At 61.0% G+C, this 24448-nt stretch carries 23 protein-coding genes; 9 read left to right on the forward strand and 14 right to left on the reverse strand.

Annotated features, from left to right (window positions below; all coding sequences use genetic code 11):
* The first annotated feature begins 1071 nt into the window (after positions 1-1071).
* Both ispG and VGL22_RS03895 read left to right on the forward strand, forming a co-directional pair.
* Complete coding sequence (ispG, locus tag VGL22_RS03890; protein ID WP_465265573.1) at positions 1072-2316, forward strand: flavodoxin-dependent (E)-4-hydroxy-3-methylbut-2-enyl-diphosphate synthase; 1245 nt, start codon at positions 1072-1074, stop codon at positions 2314-2316.
* Between the two features lie 105 nt (positions 2317-2421).
* Entirely contained in the window at positions 2422-2883 is a 462-nt protein-coding gene (locus VGL22_RS03895) for a nuclear transport factor 2 family protein (RefSeq protein ID WP_465265574.1), read from the forward strand.
* A gap of 35 nt (positions 2884-2918) precedes the next feature.
* Here the strand turns inward: VGL22_RS03895 and VGL22_RS03900 are convergent, their stop codons facing one another.
* The 4 genes from VGL22_RS03900 to queF are packed head-to-tail and all read right to left on the reverse strand — an operon-like array spanning position 2919 to position 5756.
* Complete coding sequence (locus tag VGL22_RS03900) at positions 2919-4166, reverse strand: spinster family MFS transporter (protein WP_465265575.1); 1248 nt, start codon at positions 4164-4166, stop codon at positions 2919-2921.
* 57 nt (positions 4167-4223) lie between these two features.
* Complete coding sequence (locus VGL22_RS03905) at positions 4224-5081, reverse strand: inositol oxygenase family protein (RefSeq protein ID WP_465265576.1); 858 nt, start codon at positions 5079-5081, stop codon at positions 4224-4226.
* 40 nt (positions 5082-5121) lie between these two features.
* Positions 5122-5349, reverse strand: a complete 228-nt coding sequence (locus VGL22_RS03910) for a hypothetical protein (RefSeq protein WP_465265577.1) — start codon at positions 5347-5349, stop codon at positions 5122-5124.
* A 5-nt stretch (positions 5350-5354) separates the two neighbouring features.
* The gene (queF, locus tag VGL22_RS03915) at positions 5355-5756 is read right to left on the reverse strand and encodes a preQ(1) synthase (protein ID WP_465265578.1); all 402 of its coding nucleotides are present in this window, start codon (positions 5754-5756) and stop codon (positions 5355-5357) included.
* A 119-nt stretch (positions 5757-5875) separates the two neighbouring features.
* On the opposite strand from queF, the gene VGL22_RS03920 reads away from it, so the two are divergent.
* The 6 genes from VGL22_RS03920 (at position 5876) to VGL22_RS03945 (ending at position 12001) form a co-directional block, all read left to right on the forward strand.
* Entirely contained in the window at positions 5876-7114 is a 1239-nt protein-coding gene (locus VGL22_RS03920; protein WP_465265579.1) for an efflux RND transporter periplasmic adaptor subunit, read from the forward strand.
* Positions 7111-8097 (forward strand): tetratricopeptide repeat protein, encoded by a 987-nt coding sequence (locus VGL22_RS03925; protein ID WP_465265580.1) that lies wholly within the window; start codon positions 7111-7113, stop codon positions 8095-8097. Before VGL22_RS03920 ends, VGL22_RS03925 begins: the two co-directional genes overlap by 4 nt.
* Positions 8094-9449 carry a TolC family protein gene (locus VGL22_RS03930; protein WP_465265581.1) on the forward strand — a complete coding sequence of 452 codons (1356 nt, stop codon included), beginning with the start codon at positions 8094-8096 and terminating at the stop codon, positions 9447-9449. The genes VGL22_RS03925 and VGL22_RS03930 overlap by 4 nt, the downstream gene beginning before the upstream one ends.
* Before the next feature lie 61 nt (positions 9450-9510).
* Positions 9511-10983, forward strand: coding sequence for a hopanoid biosynthesis associated radical SAM protein HpnJ (gene hpnJ / locus VGL22_RS03935; protein WP_465265582.1), 1473 nt, complete (start codon positions 9511-9513; stop codon positions 10981-10983).
* Between the two features lie 164 nt (positions 10984-11147).
* The gene (locus VGL22_RS03940) at positions 11148-11597 is read left to right on the forward strand and encodes an EamA family transporter (protein WP_465265583.1); all 450 of its coding nucleotides are present in this window, start codon (positions 11148-11150) and stop codon (positions 11595-11597) included.
* On the forward strand, positions 11594-12001 hold the full coding sequence (locus tag VGL22_RS03945) for an EamA family transporter (RefSeq protein ID WP_465265584.1): 408 nt from the start codon (positions 11594-11596) through the stop codon (positions 11999-12001). Before VGL22_RS03940 ends, VGL22_RS03945 begins: the two co-directional genes overlap by 4 nt.
* 134 nt (positions 12002-12135) lie before the next feature.
* On the opposite strand, the gene hpnE is transcribed toward VGL22_RS03945, so the two are convergent.
* From hpnE to hpnA, 7 genes are all read right to left on the reverse strand, one after another.
* Positions 12136-13536 carry a hydroxysqualene dehydroxylase HpnE gene (gene hpnE / locus VGL22_RS03950; protein ID WP_465265585.1) on the reverse strand — a complete coding sequence of 467 codons (1401 nt, stop codon included), beginning with the start codon at positions 13534-13536 and terminating at the stop codon, positions 12136-12138.
* Positions 13533-14459, reverse strand: a complete 927-nt coding sequence (locus tag VGL22_RS03955) for a phytoene/squalene synthase family protein (protein WP_465265586.1) — start codon at positions 14457-14459, stop codon at positions 13533-13535. The genes hpnE and VGL22_RS03955 overlap by 4 nt, the downstream gene beginning before the upstream one ends.
* Complete coding sequence (hpnC, locus tag VGL22_RS03960; protein ID WP_465265587.1) at positions 14456-15442, reverse strand: squalene synthase HpnC; 987 nt, start codon at positions 15440-15442, stop codon at positions 14456-14458. The genes VGL22_RS03955 and hpnC overlap by 4 nt, the downstream gene beginning before the upstream one ends.
* Positions 15443-15486: 44 nt before the next feature.
* Positions 15487-16749, reverse strand: a complete 1263-nt coding sequence (locus VGL22_RS03965; RefSeq protein ID WP_465265588.1) for a zinc-dependent alcohol dehydrogenase — start codon at positions 16747-16749, stop codon at positions 15487-15489.
* A gap of 13 nt (positions 16750-16762) precedes the next feature.
* Positions 16763-17893 carry a zinc-dependent dehydrogenase gene (locus VGL22_RS03970; RefSeq protein ID WP_465265589.1) on the reverse strand — a complete coding sequence of 377 codons (1131 nt, stop codon included), beginning with the start codon at positions 17891-17893 and terminating at the stop codon, positions 16763-16765.
* Positions 17868-18590, reverse strand: a complete 723-nt coding sequence (locus VGL22_RS03975) for a phosphorylase family protein (protein WP_465265590.1) — start codon at positions 18588-18590, stop codon at positions 17868-17870. The genes VGL22_RS03970 and VGL22_RS03975 overlap by 26 nt, the downstream gene beginning before the upstream one ends.
* 290 nt (positions 18591-18880) lie before the next feature.
* A complete protein-coding gene (gene hpnA, locus VGL22_RS03980) occupies positions 18881-19870 on the reverse strand; it encodes a hopanoid-associated sugar epimerase (protein ID WP_465265591.1) in 990 nt (329 codons plus the stop codon).
* Positions 19871-20022: 152 nt separating this feature from the next.
* Here hpnA and VGL22_RS03985 point away from each other — a divergent pair, with 152 nt between their 5' ends.
* Complete coding sequence (locus VGL22_RS03985) at positions 20023-20538, forward strand: flavodoxin domain-containing protein (RefSeq protein WP_465265592.1); 516 nt, start codon at positions 20023-20025, stop codon at positions 20536-20538.
* Here VGL22_RS03985 and VGL22_RS03990 read toward each other — a convergent pair.
* From VGL22_RS03990 to shc, 3 genes are all read right to left on the reverse strand, one after another.
* Positions 20535-20963, reverse strand: a complete 429-nt coding sequence (locus VGL22_RS03990; RefSeq protein ID WP_465265593.1) for a hypothetical protein — start codon at positions 20961-20963, stop codon at positions 20535-20537. The genes VGL22_RS03985 and VGL22_RS03990 overlap by 4 nt on opposite strands.
* Positions 20964-21113: 150 nt before the next feature.
* The gene (gene hpnH, locus VGL22_RS03995; RefSeq protein WP_465265594.1) at positions 21114-22232 is read right to left on the reverse strand and encodes an adenosyl-hopene transferase HpnH; all 1119 of its coding nucleotides are present in this window, start codon (positions 22230-22232) and stop codon (positions 21114-21116) included.
* A gap of 146 nt (positions 22233-22378) precedes the next feature.
* Positions 22379-24385 (reverse strand): squalene--hopene cyclase, encoded by a 2007-nt coding sequence (gene shc / locus VGL22_RS04000; RefSeq protein ID WP_465265595.1) that lies wholly within the window; start codon positions 24383-24385, stop codon positions 22379-22381.
* Between the last annotated feature and the right edge of the window lie 63 nt (positions 24386-24448).

Here is a 24448-nt window from a genome sequence, read left to right on the forward strand (position 1 = left end):
GCATCATCATCGCCACCATCGGCGCTGTAGTGCTCACATTGATCGTTCGGCTGATCAGCGGCAACCGGCGAGCAACTGCCTAGCGCCTCACTTCGATTTGCGGGCTCGCCGATAACCCTCGGCGAGCCACTCAATCGCCGCCTGCACACCCACCCCGCCGTGCAGCAGGTGCGCGACTTTCCCAGGCTGCGCAAAAAAAGTCACTCCAATAAGCTTTGTAACAAGGGCACGGCTTCAGCCGGGCCAATAAGCTCCCTGAGGATCTGTTGGGCTTCAAAAAACGTCACTCCAATAAGCTTTGTAACAAGGGCACGGCTTCAGCCGGGCCAATAAGCTCTCTGAGGATCTGCGGGGCTTCAGCCCCTGCTACGACTGACCTACCCAGAATCCCGCGTTTCCCGCAGCCCGATCAGCCCGCTAAACCTCCTGCAAGGGCTCTGTAACAGGGCGCGACTTTCCCAGGCTGCGCAAAAAAAGTCACTCCATAAGCTTTGTAACAAGGGCACGGCTTCAGCCGGGCCAATAAGCTCCCTGAGGATCTGTGGGGCTTTAGCCCCTGCTACGGCTGACCTACCCAGAATCCCGCGTTTTTCCCGCAGCCCGATCAGCCCGCTGACAAACCTCCGGCAAGGGCTCTGTAACAGGGCGCGACACTGTTTTGAAAGGGCACGAATTCCAGCCTGCCCGGAGCGGAGTCGAACGGTGCCCATAACCATGCACCCGTGACCGCCATCACTGACCGGAAATCAAAACCTGTCACAATAGCAAAGCCGCCGGGTGACTTGAGACCTGACCGTCAAATCGCAAAAGAATCACCCTAAGTTAACCAGAAAATTAATAGGTCATTGTTTTTCGCTCCCTGCGCACGCCGAGGGCCACTGATTGAAAAATAGAGACTTAGGTGGTCGACTACCTGTGATGCAGCTCACTTTTGCTGAAGGATTTCCCCGGTGCTCAAAGGCCGTGTTTCCAGCGAACCTAATCAGTAAGATGATCGATCAGTAAACAGACCCCCATCCAGCCCTTAACCACCAGAAACTCCACTCCTAGTAAACTGGATGTGAGGTTTGTATGCCAGAGATTCAGCGCAGGAAGACGCCGGCGGTTCGCATTGGCCAGGTCAAGGTTGGCTGGGAGGTTCCCGTCGTCGTCCAGTCGATGACCAACACCGACACCGCCGACATCCAGAGCACCATCGACCAGGTCGCAGCGCTCGCCCTTGCCGGTTCAGAGATCGTCCGCGTTACCGTCAACAATGATGAAGCCGCCGCGGCCGTCCCCCATATCGTCGAGGGCCTTGATAAGCGCGGCATTGCCGTCCCCATCGTCGGCGACTTCCATTACAACGGCCACCTCCTCCTGAAGAAGTACCCCGCCACAGCGCGGGCTCTGGCCAAATACCGCATCAACCCCGGCAACGTCTCCATCGGGCGCAAGGACGACGACAACTTCCGCACCATGGTGGAGTGCGCGGTCGAGAACCAGAAGCCGGTCCGCATCGGGGTCAACTGGGGCTCGCTTGACCAGGCGCTGCTGACCCGCATGATGGACGAGAACAACAGGTCCGCCAATCCCCTCCCCGCTCGCGACGTCATGATGGAAGCCATGGTGGTGAGCGCACTCGACTCCGCCAAAGCCGCCGAACGCTACGGCCTTCGCGATGACCAGATCATCCTGTCCGCCAAGGTCTCCGGCGTGCGCGATCTCATCGATGTCTACACCAATCTCGCCGCGCGTTGCCATTACGCCCTGCACCTCGGCCTGACTGAAGCCGGCATGGGCGCCAAAGGCCTGATCGCTTCCACCGCTGGTCTTGCTCCGCTGCTCCTCGCCGGCATCGGCGACACCATCCGCGTCTCCCTCACCCCCAAGCCCGGCGGCGATCGCACCGAAGAAGTTCAGGCCGCGCAGCAGATCCTGCAGTCGCTGCAGATCCGCAGCTTCATGCCCCAGGTCACAAGCTGCCCCGGCTGCGGCCGCACCACCAGTACCTACTTCCAGGAGCTCGCCGAGCAGATCCAGAACTACCTGCGCACCTCCATGCCCGAATGGCGCAAGGTCTACCCCGGCGTCGAAGAGCTCAAGGTAGCGGTGATGGGCTGCGTCGTCAACGGCCCCGGCGAAAGCAAGCACGCCAACCTCGGAATCTCTCTTCCCGGAACCTTCGAGGAGCCCAAAGCACCCGTCTACGTCGACGGCAAGCTCCTGAGGACCCTGCACGGCGACACCATCATCGCCGAGTTCAAGCAGATCCTCGACAACTACGTACTGAGCCACTACGGCAAAAAACAGGAAGAGCTGGTCGGAGCGCGCTAACTTCACTCAAGCTCCATGCGAGGCCGGACAGCAGAATGCTCTCCGGCCTTTTCTTCGTCTCCAAAGCCCACTCTCTGCTATCGTGCTCTACATCCCGGAGGCACGATGAAAGTCCGTTCTCTTGCAGCAGCACTCTCCCTGATGTTCGCCGGATCGTATGGCTTCGCGCAGCAGTCGCACTGGGCGGATGCCGGCGATGCCGTCGCCAAAATGGTGATCGACTCTGAGCGCAAGTGGGCCGAATCGAGCTGCGATCACAATCGCATTGGTGAGACCATCCTGGCAGACGACTTCTACGGCACCGCGCCCGACGGCTCTCGCTATGAACGGGCCAAAGAGATCGAAGGCGATTCGTCGCGCAAGGGTCGCGATTGCAAGCTGGATGGCGCCCGCGTACGCTTCTTTGGCGACGATCTGGCGATGGTCTACGGGAGCGAACGAGCCACCATCCCAGATCACGAGGGCAAAGACGCCCTTCGTTGCCTCGTCTGGTCCGACACCTGGCTCAAACGAAACGGCAAGTGGCAAGTCATCTCCGCACAGGACACAGCCGTAGCCTGCCAGTAGCTCGCAAAGAACGCGTTCCCATGAGGAAGACGGACCTAATCGTGTGCTTGCTCCGCCAGAGCAGGCGCAAAGCGCGCCCCCGATCCCAGAATGATCGCCGACGCCACCAGCGAAACCAGCGTCACCCCCAGCGCCAGCCGCAGGTTTGTCCGGTCCGAAACCGCCCCAATGATCTGCGGCGAAAACGTGTCGCCAAAGAAATGAATGCAGAACAGGTTCACAGAGATCGCCGTAGCCCGCACCGGCGCGGAAACCGAATTCACAATCGCAGCATTCAGTGGCCCGGTGTTGAGGAACAGAAAGAACTCCGCCGCGAATAATGCCGGCAGCGCCCAGGCCCGCGGTCCGAAGAACACCAGCGCTCCAAAAGGAATGGTCAGCACGACACTCCAGAACGACAACAGATAGAGCGCCTTATGGTTGGTCTTCAGCCAGCGCTGCGCAATGAATCCGCCCACGGCAGTTCCCGCGATGCCATCGATCACCGTGATCGCGCCTACCCAGGTTCCGGCCGCCGCGGTCGACATGCCCGCGAAGCGCTCCAGAAAGACGGCGATCCAGTTGGAGATGCCGCCCATGGCAAAGGTCAGCATCGCAAGGCCCAGGGTCGCGGTCAGGAACGCCTTGTTCTTGAACAGACCCCGGAACGTGGTCCGGTCGCCGGTAGCCTTCAGGTGATCGCTCCCGCCCCGCACCGGTTCGCTGCCAAAGACTCCATACAACGCCGCCACCACCAGGCCCGGAATGGCACAGACAAAAAACGGCGCCCGCCAGCCGTATGCGGTGCCCAGTTGCCCTCCGGCCGTGTACCCAATAGCTGCGCCTACGGGGATGGCCAGATAAAAAATGGACAGGATGCGGTTGCGGCTGCGTTCATCGTAAAAGTCCGAAAGCACGGCCGGCGCGAAAATGCCAAACGACGCTTCCCCCACTCCCACCAGGGCGTGTCGCACATACATGCTCCAGTAGTCGTTCACCCACGCCGTCGACAGCGTGAGCAGGCTCCACAGGATCGCTCCACCCACGATGAGCGGCTTGCGGCTGACGCGATCGCCAAGCCAACCCGTGAGCGGAGCACACAGCATATAGACCACGAACATAGCCGTGGTCAGCGCGCCAACTTTCTCGTCGCTCCAGCCGTATTCCTTCTGGATCAGCGACTGCACGCCCGGAAGGATGTAGCGGTCAATGTAATTGAGAAGATTAAGGCAGAGCAGCAGGCTCAGCGTGACAAACGCTGGACTGAAACGTGAACGCCGAACGGGTTGGGTCAGAGTGGACACCGTGCGATCAGAATACAGCGATCAGACATGAATCGATTCCGCTGCGCGCGATCAGCCCTACCACGCCACCTTCTCCGGCAGAAACTCCGCGAACAGCTCGTCGTAGTAAGGCTTCACCGCCTTCACATCCGGCTTCGTGTGCCCCTTGGAATAAAGATCGTACTGGTTGAACTTCAGCACCCACGGCAGCATCGCGCGGTCCTGCTCGTTCGCCAGATGCTCATAAGCTCCGTGCTTGTGCCACGGATAGAACGAGTGATAGCGCAGCATGTACAGCGCTTCGATATTCAGATACGGCTTCATCGCTTCAGCGATGTACCCATCGTGGCTGAACGACATGTGCAGCTTGTCCAGACCGCAACCCGGCTCGTAGATCCCGCACTGCGTCTGATACTCGCAAACTAAGCGGTCAGGATTGTTAGCAAAGTACTCGTGATAAACAATGTGCTCTGACCATGCGCAGCCCACCGGGAAGGTGTCACCCACCACCGCCCACTGCGGCTCGCCGTACAGGCAGAGGCACTTGCCCAGATCGTGCAGAAACCCGGTCAGCACCATCCAGCGCGGATGGCCATCGCTGCGGATCGCCTCCGAAGTCTGCAGCAGATGCTCGATCTGCGTGAGGTCGGTGTCCGGGTCGGAGTCGTCCACCATGGTGTTGAGGAACTCAGCCGCCTCCCAGATCGTCTTCATGCCCTTTTGCAGCGAAAAGTACTGCTTCTCTTTTTCAAGAACGAAGGCGACCGTCTGGTTTTCGTGATTCAGACGGTAGAACTCGGCCACACCGGGGTTCGCAGCCTTGTCGTACTGGCGGAACTCTTCGGTCGATTTGCCTTCGCGATACCGGCCTTCGACAAAATCATCCCATTGATCAAGGCTGGCAAGCGGGTTCTGGGCAGTCGGAGTAGCACTCATGGAAACCTCCTGCAGGCTGGATGGAAAGGATCCCATCCGGTCACGCAGCTAGTCTCTCAGAAATCTCTCGTGGGCGGATAGATTCCATGATGGGGATCAATGGTCTTGCGGCTGGATGCGGCTCATTCGATCCACAAGGCAGACTGAGCTTCTCGCAGATCAGTTCGAACAACTCGCCTTCGGTGCGCACCTGCTCCAAACGGGCGTTCTCCAACTCCGCGAATTCCTCGTCGCACCACAAAACCAGGTCAACCACATCGAGGCCCACTTTGATTACTCCTGCGGCCGCGGCCACCTTGCCACCACCGTCGTCCCAATCCCGCCCCGCGGCCGGAACACGCCCTTGACCTCAGCCCATACCGGCTCTGTAGCCTTCACGATGTCTTCCAGTACCTGGTTGCAGATGTTCTCCTGGAAAATCCCCAGATTGCGATAGCAAAACAGGTATTCCTTCAGCGACTTCAGCTCCAGGCAGCGCTCCCGCGGCATGTAGCGAATCAAAAGCGTCCCGAAATCAGGCAGGCCGGTTTTCGGGCAGACGGAGGTCAGTTCGGGGTCGTCAATCTCGATCTCGTAGCCCGGAAATTGATTCCTCCATGTTTCGATCGCGGGGAAGGCAAAGTCCAGGCCGGCCTTGGCGTGATCGTCCGTATAGCGGGGTTGCGTCGTTGCCATATTTCTATTGTACGGATTCTCAAATTCCGAGGCTAACCTGCCCCAACTCACGCCTTTGCATGGATTTTGCGCAACTTCGACCGCACTCATGAGTCCTATATACTGACCTAGGCTTCCGAATGGCTAGAGAAAGCAAACAACTGGACTGGCGTTGGGTTTGGCTCGGCGCCGGCGTAATCCTCATACTGGTTTTCTTCTCGGTTCGCTCGCTCACGCGCGATCGGCTGCAGGTGCGCGTGGTCGAAGCGGCCAATCAGTCGCTGGAAAGCACTCGCAGCACCAACGGGCGCGTTGAGCCTGAGATGAACTACGGGGTATTCAGCCCGCTCTCCACCACGGTGAAAGCCGTAACCGTGCAGACCGGCGATCACGTCGATGCGGGGAAACTGCTGGTATCGCTCGACGATATTCAGGCTCGCACCCGGGTAGCGGCCGCCGAAAGCGGCCTGAAGACGGCCCAGGCCGCACTGGAAGCCGCGCAGCATGGCGGCACGCTGGCCGAGCGGCAGGCTGCCTCGTCTGAGATTACCCGGGCACAGATTGACCGTGACCAGGCGCAGCACGACGTCGTTGCCCTGACCAAGCTTCATGCGTCCGGCGCTGCCTCGGCCAGCGAAGTGGCGGCGGCAGAACAACGGCTGCAATCGGCCAACGCCTCGCTCGAGGCCAGCCAGAACAGTTCCAGGAACCGCTATGCTCCGTCTGACCTGGCCCGTGCGGAAGCCGCCGTGCACGATGCCGAGACCGCCCTCGCCGCAGCACGCGATACCCAGAGCAGGACCGTGGTGCGCGCGCCGGCTCCGGGAACCGTCTACACCCTGAATGTGAAGCCCACCGATTTCGTCGAAGAGGGCAAGCTCATTCTGCAGCTTGCCGACCTGAAGCACGAGCGCGTACGCGCCTACTTCGACGAGCCGGAGATCGGCGTGTTGTCCGTAGGACAGTCCGCCGTGATCAAATGGGATGCCAAGCCAGGTCAGGTGTGGAAGGGCCACATCGAGCGCGTTCCCGTAACCGTCACGCAATATGGCACGCGCAACGTCGGTGAGGTGCTGGTGGCTGTCGATGGCGACGCCGACGGCCTCCTGCCGGACACCAATGTCACCGTCACGGTCACCACGTCCAGCCAGGCCAATGCACTCAGCATTCCGCGCGAGGCCCTCCACGTCGAAAACGGGAAACCCTACGTCTTCCGCGTCATAAAAGACGAGTTGAAGCGCACCCCCGTTCAATACGGCACTATGAATCTGAACCAGGTAGCCATCGTATCCGGACTGAATGCAGGGGATTGGGTGGCTACCGGATCCATCAGCGGCCAGCCATTGCAGGAAGGCGTGCCGATCAGGCCCGTGAAGTGACGCGCCTCGGAACGGCAATACTCGCAGCAGTGTCCCTGTGCGCAGCAGCGGCAGAAGCTCCCGTGCAGGCCGTCGGCGGCGGCATCGGCCAGGCCAGTGCCGCCCTGCAGGCCGGTCAGGCCGACTTGGCGATTTCCATTTTGAGTTCCCTCCCCCAACCCGAGTCCAACTCCGCTGATGCCCACGGCATTCGCTGCCGCGTGCTCTTCACGCTGGAGCAATACGACCTCGCGCAGCCTGAGTGCGAGAAGACCGTCGCGATGGACTGGCAAAACTCGATGAATCATCTCTGGCTCGGCCGGGTGCTCGGCGAGCGCGCTGAAACCGCATCGTTCGTCACCGCTTACAATCTGGCAAAACGCGCACGCGGTGAGTTCGAACAGTCCGTGCAGTTGAATCCTCGCAACGCCGAGGCGCTTGCCGATCTGGGTGAGTTCTACTACTCCGCTCCCGGCGTGGTGGGCGGCGGCATCGGCAAAGCCCAGGGCGTCGCCGCACAGTTGGACAAGGTCGATCCGGCACGCGCCCATGAGTTGCGCGCCGCCATTGCGCAGGAAAATCATGACTACGTGACGGCAGAGAACGAATTCCGCCAGGCCATCGCGGCCAGCCCCCATCCGGCTTTTCAGTGGATGCGGCTGGCGAGTTTCTTTCGCAAGAACAAGCGGGATCAGGAGATGCAGACCGCCCTGCAGAATGGCAAGGCCGCCGCGGAGCGCGATCGCCAGCACTCGGCCGTAGCGCTGTTCAATGGCGCATCGGTCCTGATCAAAGCGAATCAGAATCTCCTCCTTGCCATCAAGTTCCTGCAGCAATACATCGCCTCCAGCAATCAAACAGAAGAGGCGCCCGTCTTTGTCGCGCACACCTGGCTGGCCCGCTTGTACAAGCAGACCGGCGATGCAGCCGGCGCGGCGCGCGAACGCAGCGCCGCCTTGGCACTGGCGAGCACCTATAGACCCGCACAGGATTTGAAGATTTGATCGGACGCAGATTGAACATCAAAGCCATACCGCTGACTCGCTTCGGACTGCCTCTCGCAGCGGCCCTCGCATTTGCCGCAACCGGCAACCAGGCGCGCGGACAGGTGTCGTTAAAGACGGTGGTCGATCTCGCGCAGCGCAACAGTGCCACGGTGCGGATAGCCGAAGCCGACGTCGCAAAGACCCGCGCAGCCTTCGAGCAGAGCAGAGACGCCTACATTCCCTCGGTAAATTTTGGAACCGGAATTCCGGCGTTCCCGTCAGTTGGATTTACGGGCAGCCCGCCCTCGATCTACACCATGACAGTGGAATCGCTGGTCTTCAGCATTCCGCAAAAGCACTACATGGACGCGTCGCGTAGCGGATGGCGCGCAGCGGAATCGCGATTGAAAGATGCGCGCGAGCAAGTGGCGCTGGATGCAAGTAACGCCTATATCGAACTCGACACCGTGACTAACGAGCTTGCCGCCGCCAAACAGCAGGAAGCAGCCGCCAACCGCCTGGTCGAAATAGAACAGCAGCGCGGCGAGGCGGGAGTGGATTCGGTGCATGCACTGCTCGAAGCAAAGCTCACCGCGGCAAACATCAAGGTGGCGCGCCTGCATCTGGAGACGCGCGCTGGCACCCTCTCCAAGCAACTGGCCACCCTCACGGCTCTGCCGGTTGGGTCCATCTCGCCCGATCACGCCAGCATTCCGGAGATACCCGAGATACGCGGCGACATCAAACCAAAAACAATCTACGCCATTGAAGCAGCTCGCCTGGCCGCGCGTGCAAGGTCTCAGCTGGCCACCGGCGACAGGCAGACAAACTACATCCCTACCCTGAGCTTCGGCGCGCAGTACAACCGCAATACCACCATTCTGAACGAGGTAAACAAGTTCTTCGCTCAGCCGTTGCCCGCCAACAACTTTGCGTCGGGATTCAACGTCCAGGTGCCGCTGTTCGACATGGTGCACCGCGCCAAAGGCCGCGAGTCTGCGGCCGACGCATTGCGCGCCACCGCAGAGGCGGAGCAGGCCGAGCGCCAGAACGATGTGGTCATCGCCGAGCTGACCGGCACGTTGCGCGAAATGGACGCCCAGGCTGAAGTCGCCAGCCTCAAGCAGCAGATCGCAGCCGATGATCTCAAGACCGTCCAGACCCAGATGCAGACCGGCAACGGAGCAGGCGTCGGGCCGGGGGCTCCAGCGCAGATCTCACCCACCCAGGAACAACTCGCGCAAATCGACGAGAGGCAGAAATTTCAGGATGCCCAGGAGACCGGGCTGAATCTAACCAAGGCGCGCCTCAATCTGCTGCGGGCCCTCGGCCATATGCAGGACTGGTTGAACCAAGTCCATAGTCACTAAGTAGTTAGCCGTCAAACACCGGTCAGAAAAACTGCTCGATGTTAGAATTGAAGGGATGTCTATGCCTTTGAAAACCCTCTTCCTCAACCCACCATCGTTTGAGAACTTCGACGGTGGTGCCAGCTCGCGCTGGCCGGCGACGCGCGAGATTGAGTCGTATTGGTACCCGGTTTGGCTCACCTACCCTGCGGGCATGCTGGAAGGCTCGCGCCTGCTGGATGCGCCGCCGCACCACGTTTCGGCTGAAGAGACGATCAAGATCTGCAAGGACTACGAATTCCTGGTGCTCTTCACCTCCACCGTGGGCTGGGAGGGCGACCAGCGCCTCGCCGAGGCCATCAAGGCCGCCAATCCTTCTATCCGCGTCGCCTTTGTCGGACCGCCGGTGACCACCGACCCCGAGCGCGCTCTGAACGAGTGCTCGGTCCTCGACTTCATCTGCCGCCGCGAATTTGACTATTCCGTCGTCGAGTTCGCCCAGGGCAAACCGCTCAGCGAAATCCTCGGCATCAGCTATAAGCAGGACGGCACGATCATCCATAACGCCGATCGCCCCCAGGTGGAAGATCTCGACGCGATGCCGTGGGCGACCAAGATCTACAAGCGCGACATGGACGTGACCAGGTACAACGTCCCCTTCCTGCTGCATCCCTACATCGCGCTCTATTCCACGCGCGGCTGCCCGGCGCAGTGCACCTTCTGCCTCTGGCCCCAGACACTCTCCGGCCATGCGTGGCGCAAGCGCAGCACGGACGACGTTGCCGCGGAGCTCAAATGGGCCAAGGAGAACTTCCCCTTTGTGAAGGAGTTCTTCTTCGATGACGACACGTTCAACATCCAGAAGCAGCGCACCATTGAGCTGTGCGAGAAACTCAAGCCGCTCAACCTGACCTGGAGCTGCACCTCGCGCGTCACCACCGACCGAGATACCCTCAAAGCCATGAAGGACGCGGGCTGCCGCTTGCTCATCGTCGGCTTCGAGTCCGGCGATCCGCAGATCCTCAAAAACATCAAGAAGGGCGCCACAGTCGAGCGAGCGCGCGCCTTCGCCAAGGACTGCAACGACCTTGGCCTGGTGGTCCACGGCGACTTCATCCTCGGCCTCCCCGGCGAGACTAAGGAATCGATCCGCAACACCATCAACTTCGCCAAGACCCTGGACTGCGAGACCATCCAGGTGTCCATTGCCCACGCCTATCCGGGCACGGAGTTCTACGAGTTCGCCAAGTCCAACGGCTTCATCACCAACGAGAAGATGGAAGACGGCGGCGGACACCAGATGGCGCACATCGAGTACCCCGGCCTGCCCGTCGATTACGTGATGGAGATGGTGCACCGCTTCTACGACGAATACTACTTCCGTCCCAAGGCGGCCTTCCGCGTGGTCTGGAAAGCAATCGTCAATCGCGACGTGCCGCGCCTTTACGTGGAAGCCAAGGCCTTCCTGAAGCTGCGCTCGCAGCGCAACAAGATGGTGAAGGAAGCCCGCAAGGGACAGCCCAAGCCGCAGGCACCAGTCGGCGCCGGCGCATAGCGTGAGAGCTGTATCTCCATCGGACTTTGCTTTTCTTGCTGTCATTGCCGAAGGGAATCTGCTGTTGCTCTCTTTCGCAAGCCCCCGGAAACTGCTCGAGTGCAACCTGAAAGGGCGGCGGATTGCCGCCCTTTCCTTTTGCGGCTAAAGGAACCGCACGCGACATGGCGCAATACCGGCTCACGCCCCAACAATGGATGATCCTGGGACTGGTGGCCTTGTGCGCGCCGCTCGGAGACACGTGCCTTTCGCGTGGCATGACCCATTTGCCGGCCATCTCCCTCGCCGCACCGGGCACGCTGGTTGCGGCCGTGTTCACACCTTGGATCGCGGTGGGGATCGCGCTGCTGATCGGGTTCTTCGCAAGCTACCTTACGGCGCTGTCTTGGGCCGATCTGACATTCGTGCTGCCTGCAACGGCGTTCGGCAACGTCATCGTGGCGCTGTTCGCACGGTTCTGGCTTCATGAAGAGATCTCGTTGCAGCGCTGGGCGGGCATCGTGCTCATCACCGTGGGTGTAGGATTTGTGGCGCACGGGCCAGCGGTCACGGAACGGCCAGTGCCTCTGGACCAGGCGCAGGTTCCCGCGCCCAAAGAGGAGCACGTACGATGATGCTCTCTCACGCAGGCGCGCCCGTGAGCGCATGGGCAGCGGCGGGCATGATCGCCGCCATCGTGCTCACTTCCACCACGGGCGAAGTGCTCACGGCGGCGGCCATGAAATCCATCGGCGATCTCGATGACATTCGCGCGCACTCGGGCATGAAGGGCGCAATCAAGGCTGTGGTGACTTGCCCTCTGTTCTTCGCTGGAGTCTTCTTTCTCGCGGTAGCGTTCTTCGCGCTGCTCTTTGCGCTGAATCACCTGAACCTGAGCCTCGTCGCACCCGCGTCAGCTTCACTTACCCTCGTCACGAATGCCGTGGCCGGCAAGCTCTTCCTGCATGAAAACGTGGACCGGCGCAGATGGGCTTCAGCAATATTCGTCTGCATCGGCGTATATCTGCTGGCCCACTGAAACACCTTGCTGGACCCGGCTTGTATCTGGCGTATCCAGCGCGAGGCTCTCAAATCGGCCCTTACCTGAAAGCTTGCGGAGAAACCGCGAGTCGGCTGACCGGATGTCACACAGCTGGTCCGGCGCCTATCCATTCAGGGTGCGACACGACCAATCAGCCTCATCAAACCACGCGGCTTCAAATCGGGCTCAAAAAACTTCGACGAGCTACCCGCGGTTGCCGCAAGGGCTTCCGCCGCCAGATGCCCTGACCGCGCCGCGCTCTCCATCGTCGACGGCCAGCCCGTCTGAATCCAATCCCCCGCCATAAACAGATTCGGCCACGGTGACTTCGCCGAAGGCCGCGCCGCGTCAATACCCGGCGGAACCCCAAACGTAGCGCGGACTTCTTTGATGAGCGCCGCTTTGACGACACGCGCGCTACGCGCCTCCGGAAAAAACTCGCCCACCTCCGCAAGCGCCTGCTCGATGGCCCGCTCGCGCGGCAGCGCCGCGAAAACGCGCGAGGCGGACTGCACCAGCTCGATGTAGTTACCCGGACGATTCTGCAGCTTCGACTGGTTGTACATCCAGTGCAGCTCGCGGTCGAGAAGCACAGCATGCTCCAGATCGGTGACCTCTCGATCGAACCAGAGATGCACGCTCGAGATGGGCCAGTGCACATGCCTCGAAAGCTGCTGCGTCAGTAGTTCGCTGCCCTCGTTCGCAGGCAGCCGCGGCAGCAGTTTCGCAAAAGCTTCAAACGGCAGCGCCAGCACGACGAAGTCAGTGACCAGCGGCGCATCTTCGCCGCGCACCGTGAGCATCCACCGTCGCGAGCCTTCATTCCACTCGAGGGTGTCCACGCTGGCATTCAGCAGAAGCCGCCCCCCACGCGCGCCAAGAAACTCGGGCACCGGCGCGTAGAGATCGCTCAACGGCACTGTGCTCATTCCCAGGGCGCCTGCTTCAGCCGAATCCATGAAGAGGCCGCGGATCACCATCGACGCATAATTCACGCCGATCTGATCGATGTCGGAGTTGAGCGCCGAGGCGATCACAAGACGCCAGAAGCGCTCCATGGCGCCCCGCGACTGGCGCTGACGCCGCAGCCACGCCCCCAGTGATTCGCGCGGATCAGTGCCGCTGCCCAGCAGAATCGCTGTGAAGGCCCGCGTCAGCGACACTTTATCCGCCAGCGAAAACGCGCCGCAGGTAAGCAGCTTGGGCAAACCATGCAGCGGCGCCGGCAAGCTCGTAGCGCCGAGCGCCGACCTGCGGCCGCCCGGCTCGATCATCGTATAGTTCGTGGTCCAGTGAATCTTGTCCGCGACGCCGATGCGGCGATAAAACCCAAGCAGGTTGGTGTACGCGCCGATCAGCGCGTGCTGGCAGTTGTCGATGACTTCATTCACGCCGGGATGAAGATACGACGACGCACGCCCCCCCAGGTAGCCGCGACGTTCGATCAGCGTGACGGAATAGCCCGCGTCGGCAAGCGCACACGCGGCGCTCATGCCGGCTACGCCGCCGCCAACAATGGCCACGCTCGTCATTTGGTCAGGCGGGCCCAGCCCATGCGCATCATACCCACAGCCAGAATCTCAAGCTTCATGAATGTCGGCACGCTCTGGCGATGCGAGAACACGTCATAATTCGCGCGGCGGATGCATATGAGCAGGCGATGATAGATGCGCACCAGCACCCACAACGCGGGCCGGCTCTCGCGATCGATCAGCGGCAGCAGTGCCTTCGCGGACTGGTAGTACTTCTCCGCCCGCGCAGCGATGTCGGCAAGCAGCGCGCGCTCGTCCGCATTGGGCGGAGTGCCGCCCTTCCGATGCAGCAGCGAATCAAGCGCCACGTTGTGCGCGGCCAGATCCTCAAGTGGAAGATACACGCGATTGCGCGCCGCATCTTCGGCCACGTCGCGCAGAATGTTGGTGAGCTGAAATGCAATGCCGGTCTCTTCGGCCAGCTTCTCGGCACGCGGGTCAGAGTAGCCAAAAATGCGGATACACACCAGGCCCACCACCGACGCAACCAGGTAGCAATAGCGATAGAGATCGTCAAACGTCGCGTAAGTGTCGGGGTGGTCCGTCGCCGTGTGTTCCAGATCCATCGTGGTGCCGGCAACCAGTTCGTCCAGCAGCGTGAGCGGGATACGAAAGCGCTGAATGGCATCGCGCGTCGCAACAAAAACCGGGTCGCTGGTTTCAGCACCGCGGCTTACCGCGTGCCACTCCGTGCGCCATCCGTCCAGCTGTCGCATACGCTCGTCACGCGAGAGGCTCTCGTCGTCTGCAAGGTCGTCAGCCCTGCGCATGTAAGCGTAAATAGCGCAGATCGCATTGCGGCGCGGCTCCGGCAGAGCCACAAAAGCGTAGTAAAAATTCTTAGCCTCGCGTTTAGCGATAGCTCGACACTGCGCGTACGCCTGCTCGATGCTGGGCTCGGCCGATATCGCTGCGGTGCTCAAGCTGCCTTCCCCGCTTGCCCGCCAAGACGCAGGAAGGGCAGAAACTTGCCCGTAACCGCGCGTAGAGCCAACTGCAGCTTAGTCGCCTTGCTGATCGATGGGCGCGCGCTCAGCACGTCGAAGTCGCGCTGCTCAATCGCATTGAGAATCTCGAGCCCGCCGCGGCTGAACAGATCGAGATCGATCGCGAGTTCGCGGTTCACCATGCCGATCAGCGGCAGCCCCTGCTGAAATAGGTTGCGCGCGTAGCCGACTTCATGCCGAAGCAGCGCGCGAAACTCGGCCGTTGCCACACCCGCTGCAATCGTCGCGTCGCTCACACCAAAGCGCTGCATGTCGTCCTGCGGCAGATAGACGCGGTCGCGCACCTGGTAGTCGCTGCGCACGTCCTGCCAGAAGTTGGCAAGCTGCAGTGCTGTGCAGGTTGCATCCGACAGCCGAAACTTCTCGTCCTGCGTTTCCGGCGTAACTTCACCGCACGCATAGAGCACAAGCCGGCCCACAGGATTTGCCGAATACTCGCAGTAGTGAAGCACTTCCTCCATGCTGGCAAACCGCGTGACGGTCTGGTCCTGGCGGAACGCGACCAGCAAATCCGCAAACGGCTTCTTGGGGATCCCGCACGCGCGGATGGTCTCAGCCAGCGCTACAAAGACGGGATGCCGCGCCCGGCCCTCATAGCACGCATCGAGTTCGCGGCCCCAAAGATCCAGCAACGCCACAGCCGCCGCGCGATCGGGAACCTCATCGCCAAGGTCGTCTGAGATGCGGCAATACGCGTAGATCGAATGAAAGTGCGGCCGCAGCGCCTTGGGCAGAAACCACGAGGCTACATGGAAATTCTCGTAATGCGACTCCGCCAGCTTCCTGCACCAGGCGCGCGCTCCTTCAAGCGTCGGCGCAACCTCGGGAATGCGATAGGACGCCGGCAATGCCGCCCACCCGCGGGCTATCAGCTCTTCGTGTTGGGCAGCAGTTTGCATAATTACATCCTACGGTGCGGACAGGGCGACTGAAACCGCAACAACTACGGCACAATCGCAGTCTTAATCTCGCTGCTCCGGTTCATCAGCTTCTCAAACACGCGGTTCAGCTCGTAAAGATGCGCCCGGCCCGTGATAAACGCCCCCGCCTGGAACCGCCCGCTTGCGATCAAATCCAGTGCGCGACGGCAGATGGCCGGCGTGTGATGAAATGTGGCGCGGAGCGTGATGTCGCTGTAGTGAATCCGGTTGGTGTCCAGCGTGACGTGCGTGCCCACCGCGCACCCGCCAAAAAAATTCACAGTACCGCCCTTGCGAACCAGTTCCACGGCTTCCTGCCATGCCTCTGGCACACCCACAGCTTCAATGGCGATATCCACTCCGCGATCGTTCGGCGTCAGAGCACGCGTCAACTTGATGGCTTCTCGAATGCTGCGCGTCTTCACCACATGCGCGGCGCCCAATTGCTTTGCCGCCTCGGCCTGCCCATCGTGGCGCACAATAGCGATCACCTGGCATCCGGCCAGCGCAGCCACGTGCAGAATCATGAGCCCCAGCGGCCCGCCGCCGATCACCGCTACGGTATCTCCGGCACGCGGGTTCGAATCCTCAAATCCATGCACCGCGCACGCCAGTGGCTCGGTCAGCGCGGCATGTTCCAGCGGAACCCCGTCCGGAATGCGAAGCGTGTTCTTGGCCACGATCCGCGAAGGAATGCGAATGTACTCGGCATAAGCCCCATTATTAAACAGCAGGTCGTCGCACAGGTTTTCCTGATCGCGCGTGCAAAAGTAGCACTTGCCGCATGGCGCGGAATTCAGAGCCACAACGCGATCGCCCGGAACGAAGTTGGTTACACCCTCGCCGGCCTGCACCACCGTGCCCGCAAGCTCGTGCCCAAACAGTGCCGGCGGCACAATCATGCGCGCGTGATATCCCCGGCGGAAGACCTTCAAATCGGTTCCACAGGTTAGCGCCGCGCCCACCTGCACAATGATCTCGCCAATTTCAGCCTGCGGTACCGGCACGCTTTCAATGCGGATGTCTTCGCGCCCGTGCAGCACCGCTGCCTTCATGGTCGCGCGGCCCAGAATGGCATGTTCCACGGTTCTGCGGCCCAGGTTAACCGCAGATTCTACCTTCTTGCGGCCGCCGATCACCGCCGCCTCCACCGTGTTCAGGCCGGCCTCAACGACAGTCTCAACCGTGTCGAGTCCGCCTTCGACAACGGATTCCACCGTCTGGCGGCCGCGGAGGATTGCAGCCTTCACGGGGCCTGGCGGGGGGCCTTGCGGGGGGCCTGGCATCGTTTCCTCCTCCCTACCGTGCTCCGGCCCCAAGCACCGGCTCGATCATGATCTTCATCGAGTCGGCTTTGGGATGCGAAGCAATGTCGATAGCCGCCACGGCGTCTTCCGTCTGAAAGCGATGCGAGATGAGCTGCGTCAGGTCGAACCCGTTGCGGTAGCCGTTGAAAACCAGGTCCGTGACTTCATCCAGAATGTCGAACGACGACGAGTAGGAGCCCATCAGGGTCTTCTCATCCATACAAACCACGCCCGGATCGAAAGTTGCTTCCTCATGCTGGGTCTGCGCAAACAGCATTACCTTGCCGCCCGGCCGGCATGCATCCATGGCGGTCTTGATCAGCGCTTTTCCGCCCACCGCGAGAATCACCGCGTCGGCGCCCCGGCCTTCGCTTTCCGCGAATACCCGCTCCACCACATTCTCCTGACCGGCATGAATGGGATGCTTAAGGCCAAACCGCGCCGCAATCGCGTGGCGCTCCGGGTAGAGATCGGACGTGAGCACCTTCGCGCCCGTGCGCTGGCACAACACGGCATGCATCAGCCCAATCGGCCCCTGGCCGATTACAAGCACCGTGTCGTCCGGCCGCAGGTTCAGCATCTTCACACCCTTGAGCACCGTGTTCACCGGCTCCACAAAGGCTGCCTGCTCAAACGGAACCCCGTCGGGAATACGAACCACGCCGCCGTTATTCACCACAAAGTCCATCACGCGAATGTACTCGGCGAATCCGCCGCCCGAGGCCTCAAAGCCCGCAGTGACGCCGGTCTTCTTATAAAGCGGGCACTGCGCAGGCGTGCCCTTGCGGCAGTAGTAGCACTCATAGCACGGCACGTGATGATGAACCACCACCCGCTCGCCGAGCTCAAACTTTGTCACTCCCTGGCCGCACGCAACCACCGTGCCGGACATCTCGTGCCCGAAGATGCGCGGAGCCGAATGCGAGCCGTAGTGCACTTTCTTTAGATCCGTTCCGCAGATGCCGCATGTAGCCACCTGGACGAGAATTTCGCCCGATCCGACTTCTGGCACCGGCACGGTCTCAATGCGCATATCGTTGATGCCGCGATAAACAACCGCACGCATGGTGGTGGGGAGCTGGCGGGAAATGTCGAGTTCAGGGCTGGAGATTGGAGTAGCCATTCGAATTCCTGATTTGACCTCCTGCATCGAGAAACTCGAACAGGGATTGGGCGATAGCTGCAGCGGCCTTCCTGCTATTTTCGCCCATTCGGATCAGTGCAGGCCAGTGCCAGGGACGAATGGCCGCAAAAAGAACGAAAGCACGCATGCGAAACTTGCCGTCCGGCGCGATAAAGCGGTTGAGATCGGGCAGCCGCGCATCGAGACTGTCGCTCACACCCTTGATGCAATAGAAAGGAATCTCCCGCATCGCCGCCAGCCGGGCAATCGCCGCCGCCTCCATGTCGACCAGGGATGCCTTGTACGTTTTCGCCAGGCGCAGCTTCTCAGCTCTACCGGCCACGCGAGGGCTGGTCGCCAGCCATAACGGCCCGGAATCGGCATCGCAGTTGAAGCGCTCTCCCGTGCGGACGTCAAATACGCCGGCCATATTGTGGGCCGTCCCTCCGGCGATACCCGCGCTCAGCGCGCCGGCCCAGCCGACCGAAAACACCAGCTCAATGGGCCCGCCCTCTTCAAGCGCCGCAAACGCGCGCGTCGCTGCGTCCTGCCCCGCCCCGGCACAGGCGGCAATCCACTCCTCTTCCTCGTCCCGCTGCGCCCAAAAGTCAATCCCATTGCGGGTCGAATGCGGCCAGCCGCGAACAAACGGCTTCAGCTCGCCCGGAAGAGCGGCAATGATGGCGACGCGGGTCATGCAGGGATCATTCCTCGAAGCAACAGCCGCCATTGAGTTCTCGCCCGATCGGGCAATGAAGTCAGGCGGCTCTTGTGACTAAAACAAGATGGTCTTCTGTCCAACAGAACGCACCTCCTGCAGAATCTCTTTAAATTCCGAACCACGGTAAACCCCATCGAACGCACACGATCTCCCCACTCAGAAGAATGTCAAAAACATCCCCGGCGAGTCTCACCTCGAAGTCACGCCTCTTGTTCCTCGATGAGCCTTTCTTCGTTCGGCTCATGAAGTCTCTCCGGATTTTTGGCTTAAGGCGCGTAGCCGTGGCCGCGGAACCATTCTATGGCGGCGCGCATCGCCGGATAAACAGGCAGTATCCGGAACCCCAGCTCCTGCTGCGCCCGCGCACTCGACGCGAACATCTTCTTGCGCCCTATCCGCACTTCTTCCAGCGTTGCGCGAGGCTCCTTGCCGCGAATCTTCCCCGTGATCAGCTCTTCAAAAAAAGCGTACGTCGCCGCCACAGCGAAAGGAATCTTCGTCTGCGGCGAAGGGATACCCGTGATCGCCGCCATCTTGTCCAGGATCTGCTTGAGCGTGAGGTTCTCGCCCCCCAGAATGTATCGCCGCCCTGGCGTGCCCTTCGTCAGCGCCAGCACATGCGCGCGCGCCACCTCGCTCACATCCACCAGGTTCAGCCCCGTATCCACGTACGCCGGAAATTTCCGGTTAAGAAAATCCACAAAGATCCGCCCTGTCGGCGTCGGCTTGGCGTCGTTCGGCCCAATAGGCGTCGTCGGATTCAGCACCATCACCTGCTGCCCCGCCTGGGCCGCTTTAAGTGCCTCCTGCTCCGCCAGAAACTTTGAACGCTTATAGTGACCCACCATGTCTTTGAGCGACACCGGCGTGTCTTCGTTGCTCACCACGCCATTGCTGAAGAAGTGCATCGTCGCCACGCTCGATGTATAAACAACGCGCCGAACGCCCGCTTCCCTCGCCATGCGCAGCAGTTCGCGGGTGCCGTCCACGTTGGCGCGGTACATGGCATCGGGATCCGGAATCCACAGCCGATAGTCCGCCGCCACGTGCACCAGAGCGTCGCAGCCTGCCAACGGCACGCGCAGCGACTCGGGATCCGCCAGGTCGCCCACGCGGGTGTCGCCCTTGATGCCCTCCAGGTTGGCAAGATTGCTGGTCTTGCGAACCAGCAGGCGCAGATCGGCCCCCTCGTCAGAGAGGGCGCGGGCCACGTGATGGCCCACAAAGCCGGTAGCACCTGTAACAAAGATTCGCATGTGTATCCAGTTTAAATGTCGGTCGTTGGCGAGGCCGAGCGCCACCCCCTTAACCGTTTTCACCACTCCGCCGCCCTCACAGGGTTGTGCGCCGTCACAGCCCGCAGCCTCGGTTCTGCGCTATCCTCCCCTGTTCCTGAAAAGGAGGAGCCATGGAACATCTTGTGCTGGTGGCCTATGCGACCAAATACGGATCCACCGAGGAGACGGCGCGGATCGTCGCCGCAGTCCTGCACGCCAACGGGCTACCCGTCGACGTCTGCGCAGTCAACGACGTGCGGGGCTTCGTGCACTACTCCGCCGTCGTGCTGTGCGGCGCGCTCTACATGGGAAGGCTCCATCGCAACGCGCGCAGATTTCTCCTGGCTTGGCGCGAACAGCTTTCGCGCATCCCCGTAGCCCTCCTCGTCGCCGGGCCCGTGAACATGGACCCAAAAGACTGGGCTGGAGCAGAGCAACAATTAAACAAAGAGCTGGCGCGGCTCGATCCGTGGTTCCTTCCCATCGATCAGAAAATCGTGGGAGGCAAGTGGGACCCGGCGAAGCTCCGGTTTCCGCTCAGCCTGATACTAAGAAAGATTCCAGCCAACGACGCGCGCGACTGGGCGGCCATCCGCGCCTGGGCAAATAACCTCGCCGGCAAACTGCAGCCGGCATGGGCGACTTAGTCGATCTTGTCCGGGTGCAGCGCGATGCCCTTCTCGCCCGCCGCCTTGCGCTCGTTGTAAGCCTTCACCCAGTCTTCCCAATGCTTGCCGGCCGCACGGTCCTTGCCGCTGAACTCCATGCGCGCGATGTCCGCGTAACTCATCTTCTGCTTAGCCGTCACGTTGGGCGCGAAATACTGAATGTACGAATCCTGCAGCGTCGCACCGGTCTGGCGGTTGAACACATACGCTTCAATCTTCGCGCCGGCCCTGGTAGTAATCGTCACGTCGCCACGATAGTCGAACGCCTTCTCCAGCGCCTGCCGCACTTCTTCGTCGCTGGCAAGCGAAGGCACCCATCCCTCAAGCTGCTCGTGCTCCGTGCCGGGTGCCAGTTCGAGTGCTTCAATCTGTTCGAGCGAATATTTCTGAACTTCTGCGGTCATACGGTCCTTCAACATAGCTAGCTTGGGTTCGGTTCTACCAGTTGGTCCATGAATCGAACGGGAGCTTTCTAACAGGGCATGACTTCAGTCGTGCCGCAACGACGCCCGCCGAACCTCCCGGGCTTTAGCCCCTGCGTGGATACACCAACCCTACGCGTTGGTCTCTTCGAGCGAACGCGCGCCCGTCTCAATCTGCACCAGCGGTACATGCGGCTGCGGCTTCCATTCATCCAGAAGCTTCTGCGCATGCGGGTCCTTGTACTTCGAAAATGTTCCGCGCACCATGCCCCAGAAACCCTTCAGCGAGCCAAAGCCCTCAATCACCGCCGTCGGCTCATAGCCGCAGCTCACCATGCAGTTGGCGCACTTCGAGTTTCCGCTGGCGACGCCGTACTCCTCCCACTGCGTCGTCTCCATCAACTCCTTGAACGTCTCGACGTAGCCGTCCTGAAGCAGATAGCAAGGCTTCTGCCATCCGAAAATGTTGTACGCCGGCGAGCCCCACGGTGTGCACTCATACTTGCGGTCCCCCATCAAAAACTCGAGGAACAGCGGCGACATGTTGAATTTCCAGTTCGGCTTGCGATTCGAAAGAATGGCCCGGAACATGCGCCGCACCCGCGCGCGGCCCATGAAGTGTTTCTGGTCGGGCGCCTTGTCATAGCTGTATCCAGGCGAAAGCACCACGCCTTCCACGCCCATGTCCATCACTTCGTCAAAGAACGACCGCACCGACTTAGGATCGGTGCCGTCAAAGAACGTCGCATTGGTAGTCACGCGGAATCCGCGCTTCACCGCTTCCTTGATCCCGTCCACCGCAAGATCCCATCCACCCTCGCGGCACACGCTGAAATCATGATGTTCGCGCTGCCCATCCAGATGGACGCTGAACGTCAGATACTTCGACGGCGTGAACTCGTGGATGCGCCGCTTCAGTTCAAGCGCATTCGTGCACAGGTAGATGTACTTCTTCCGCTCCACCAGCCCCTTCACGATCTCCACAATCTGCGGATGCAGCAGCGGCTCGCCGCCGGGAATCGACACCATCGGCGCACCGCATTCTTCCACCGCGGCAAAACACTCCTCCGGCGAAAGCATGCGCTTCAGCACATGGGGCGGATACTGCACTTTGCCGCAGCCGGCGCACGCCAGGTTGCAGCGGAAGAGCGGCTCCAGCATCAGCACCAGCGGATACCGCTTCTGCCCGGTGAAGCGCTTCTTCAGTACATAACTTGCAACCGTCCACATCTGGGACATCGGAACAGCCATCGTGTGTCAATCCTTCAGGGGCGGTGGCCCCGAACTGCAGCTTTCAGCCGTCAGCCTTCAGCGGTCGTGCCGGGAATTCAATTCAATCCCCTTCGTTCTCTCTTGCTCTATCGCCCGAGTAAACTCGAGCCCCTCTAAACCCAGCCTTACGCCGCCCGCTCCATGGCGCGGTGATACGTAGTCAGCGCCATCAAGGGGAAGTACTGCCGGTACAGCGTATATGCCAGGTAAAACACCTTGGGGAATCCCGTGCCCGTAATGATGCTCTCCACGCGCGCGCCCTCGCCCATCCGCTCGTCCCAGCTCCCGTCCTGCTTCTGCCGCTCCAGCAGCCAGCGCACGCCCTTCGCAATCGAGTCCGAACGATCATCGCCGGCCGCCAGCAACGCCAGCATCGCCCAGGCCGTCTGCGACGGCGTACTCACGCCCACGCCACGCGTATCCGGATCATCATACGTCCCGCACGATTCGCCCCAGCCGCCGTCCGCGTTCTGCACCATGCGGATCCACTCCGCTCCCTGCTGCACCTGCGGCTCATTGTGATCGAACCCGACCGCCTCAAGCCCGCGCAGCACCAGGAACGTGCCGTAAATATAGTTCACCCCCCAGCGCCCGAACCAGCTTCCATCCGGCTCCTGCTCGCTGAGAATAAACTTGATCGCCTTCTGCACCCGCTTGTCGTCCTGCGTGAAACCGTAGGCCGCCAGCATCTCCAGCATGCGCCCGGTAATGTCCACCGTCGGCGGATCAAGCATGGCGTTATGATCGGCAAACGGAATGTACTGGAAGATCATCTTCGTGTTGTCTTTGTCGAAGCTGCCCCAGCCGCCGTTCCTGCACTGCATCGCGAACTCCCATTCAATCGCGCGCTGGCACACGTCATGCTGCCGCCGCTCACTGGGATGGTTCACCTTGTTCAGCGCCAGCAGAACCTGCGCCGTGTCGTCCGTGTCGGGATAAAACTCGTTGTTGAACTCGAAATACCAGCCGCCGGGCTGCGTATTCGGGACCTTCACGGCCCAGTCGCCCTTGTGGCGCACCTCTTTCGAGAGCAGCCAGTCCGCGGCCTGCACCATCCGCGGATCATCCGCCGGCACACCCGCCTCGCCCAGCGCAAACACCGCCTGCGCCGTATCCCACACCGGCGAAACACACGGCTGCATGCGGAACGTCGGCTCCGCCATCACATCGCTCGCCGGCTCTTCGATCCCCAGCTTCTCAAACTCGTCGCGCGCCCGGATCACCTGCGGATCGTCTTCCGAATAGCCCAGGCAGCGCAGCGCGATAATCGCATTCATCATCGCCGGATAAATCGCGCCCAGCCCATCCGTCATCTCAAAGCGATCCAGCATCCACTTCTCCGCCTTCTTCAGCGCGAGCTTGCGGACAGGACGCAGATGCACAGCTTCCGCCCAATGCATGACGCGGTCAACGCCAATGAAGAAATTGCGCCACGAAACCAGCTTCTTGCTGTCCCACCGCAGGCGGAGATTGGCATTCTCACGGCCACCCACAAAGAGCTCATCAATTCCCTGCTCCGCCGGAACCTTCTTGAACGGCTTCTTGGCATAAATAATCGCCAGCGGAACCAGAATCGAACGCGACCACGAAGAGATCTCGTAGATGTTGAAGTAAAACCACTTGGGAAAAAGAACGATCTCCGGCGGAATCGCAGGCACCGCATCGTAGTCGTACTGGCCCAGCGCGCACAGATACATCTTCGTAAACGTGTTGCACGCCACCACGCCGCCATTCGCCAGCGCCCACTCCCGCGCCTTCACCATGCGCGCATCGCGCCGATCGATCCCCATCAGCTTCGCCGAAAAGTAGCACTTCACGGTCAGCGAGATGTTCCCCGGGCCGCCCGGATAAAGGCTCCAGCTGCCGTTCTCGTTCTGGTACCGCATCATTTCCGTCAAAGCGCGCCGCAATCGCGCAGGCTCGCCGCTTTCAAGAAGCGTATGGAGAAAGATGTAGTCCGCCTCCAGCATCGAGTCGGCTTCGAGTTCGCCGCACCAATAGCCGTCAGGATGCTGCCGCGAAAGAAGGTACTCGGCAGACTTGGCGACGGCTGCCTTCACGTCTCCCAGGTCCGCGTCCAGCCGCCCAAAACGGGGGGCCGTGCTCGGATGTAATCCCTGCGGTTGACTCATGCGTTTGTCAGAATGCCTCTGTTACCGTTCCCGGAAAATCCCGGACTTGAATACGCGCGGCCA

This window comes from Occallatibacter sp., assembly GCF_036502485.1.
Taxonomy (GTDB): domain Bacteria; phylum Acidobacteriota; class Terriglobia; order Terriglobales; family Acidobacteriaceae; genus Telmatobacter.

Excerpts from the sequence above, each read along its gene's own strand:
- hpnE (WP_465265585.1), bottom strand. The coding sequence starts at position 13,536 with ATGACGAGCGTGGCCATTGTTGGCGGCGGCGTAGCCGGCATGAGCGCC.
- VGL22_RS03990 (WP_465265593.1), bottom strand. The coding sequence starts at position 20,963 with ATGACCGCAGAAGTTCAGAAATATTCGCTCGAACAGATTGAAGCACTC.
- hpnJ (WP_465265582.1), top strand. The coding sequence starts at position 9,511 with ATGCCTTTGAAAACCCTCTTCCTCAACCCACCATCGTTTGAGAACTTC.
- queF (WP_465265578.1), bottom strand. The coding sequence starts at position 5,756 with ATGGCAACGACGCAACCCCGCTATACGGACGATCACGCCAAGGCCGGC.
- ispG (WP_465265573.1), top strand. The coding sequence starts at position 1,072 with ATGCCAGAGATTCAGCGCAGGAAGACGCCGGCGGTTCGCATTGGCCAG.
- VGL22_RS03965 (WP_465265588.1), bottom strand. The coding sequence starts at position 16,749 with ATGCCAGGCCCCCCGCAAGGCCCCCCGCCAGGCCCCGTGAAGGCTGCA.
- VGL22_RS03970 (WP_465265589.1), bottom strand. The coding sequence starts at position 17,893 with ATGGCTACTCCAATCTCCAGCCCTGAACTCGACATTTCCCGCCAGCTC.
- VGL22_RS03905 (WP_465265576.1), bottom strand. The coding sequence starts at position 5,081 with ATGAGTGCTACTCCGACTGCCCAGAACCCGCTTGCCAGCCTTGATCAA.
- VGL22_RS03940 (WP_465265583.1), top strand. The coding sequence starts at position 11,148 with ATGGCGCAATACCGGCTCACGCCCCAACAATGGATGATCCTGGGACTG.
- shc (WP_465265595.1), bottom strand. The coding sequence starts at position 24,385 with ATGAGTCAACCGCAGGGATTACATCCGAGCACGGCCCCCCGTTTTGGG.
- hpnH (WP_465265594.1), bottom strand. The coding sequence starts at position 22,232 with ATGGCTGTTCCGATGTCCCAGATGTGGACGGTTGCAAGTTATGTACTG.
- VGL22_RS03945 (WP_465265584.1), top strand. The coding sequence starts at position 11,594 with ATGATGCTCTCTCACGCAGGCGCGCCCGTGAGCGCATGGGCAGCGGCG.
- VGL22_RS03920 (WP_465265579.1), top strand. The coding sequence starts at position 5,876 with ATGGCTAGAGAAAGCAAACAACTGGACTGGCGTTGGGTTTGGCTCGGC.
- VGL22_RS03895 (WP_465265574.1), top strand. The coding sequence starts at position 2,422 with ATGAAAGTCCGTTCTCTTGCAGCAGCACTCTCCCTGATGTTCGCCGGA.
- hpnA (WP_465265591.1), bottom strand. The coding sequence starts at position 19,870 with ATGCGAATCTTTGTTACAGGTGCTACCGGCTTTGTGGGCCATCACGTG.
- VGL22_RS03975 (WP_465265590.1), bottom strand. The coding sequence starts at position 18,590 with ATGACCCGCGTCGCCATCATTGCCGCTCTTCCGGGCGAGCTGAAGCCG.
- hpnC (WP_465265587.1), bottom strand. The coding sequence starts at position 15,442 with ATGCAAACTGCTGCCCAACACGAAGAGCTGATAGCCCGCGGGTGGGCG.
- VGL22_RS03985 (WP_465265592.1), top strand. The coding sequence starts at position 20,023 with ATGGAACATCTTGTGCTGGTGGCCTATGCGACCAAATACGGATCCACC.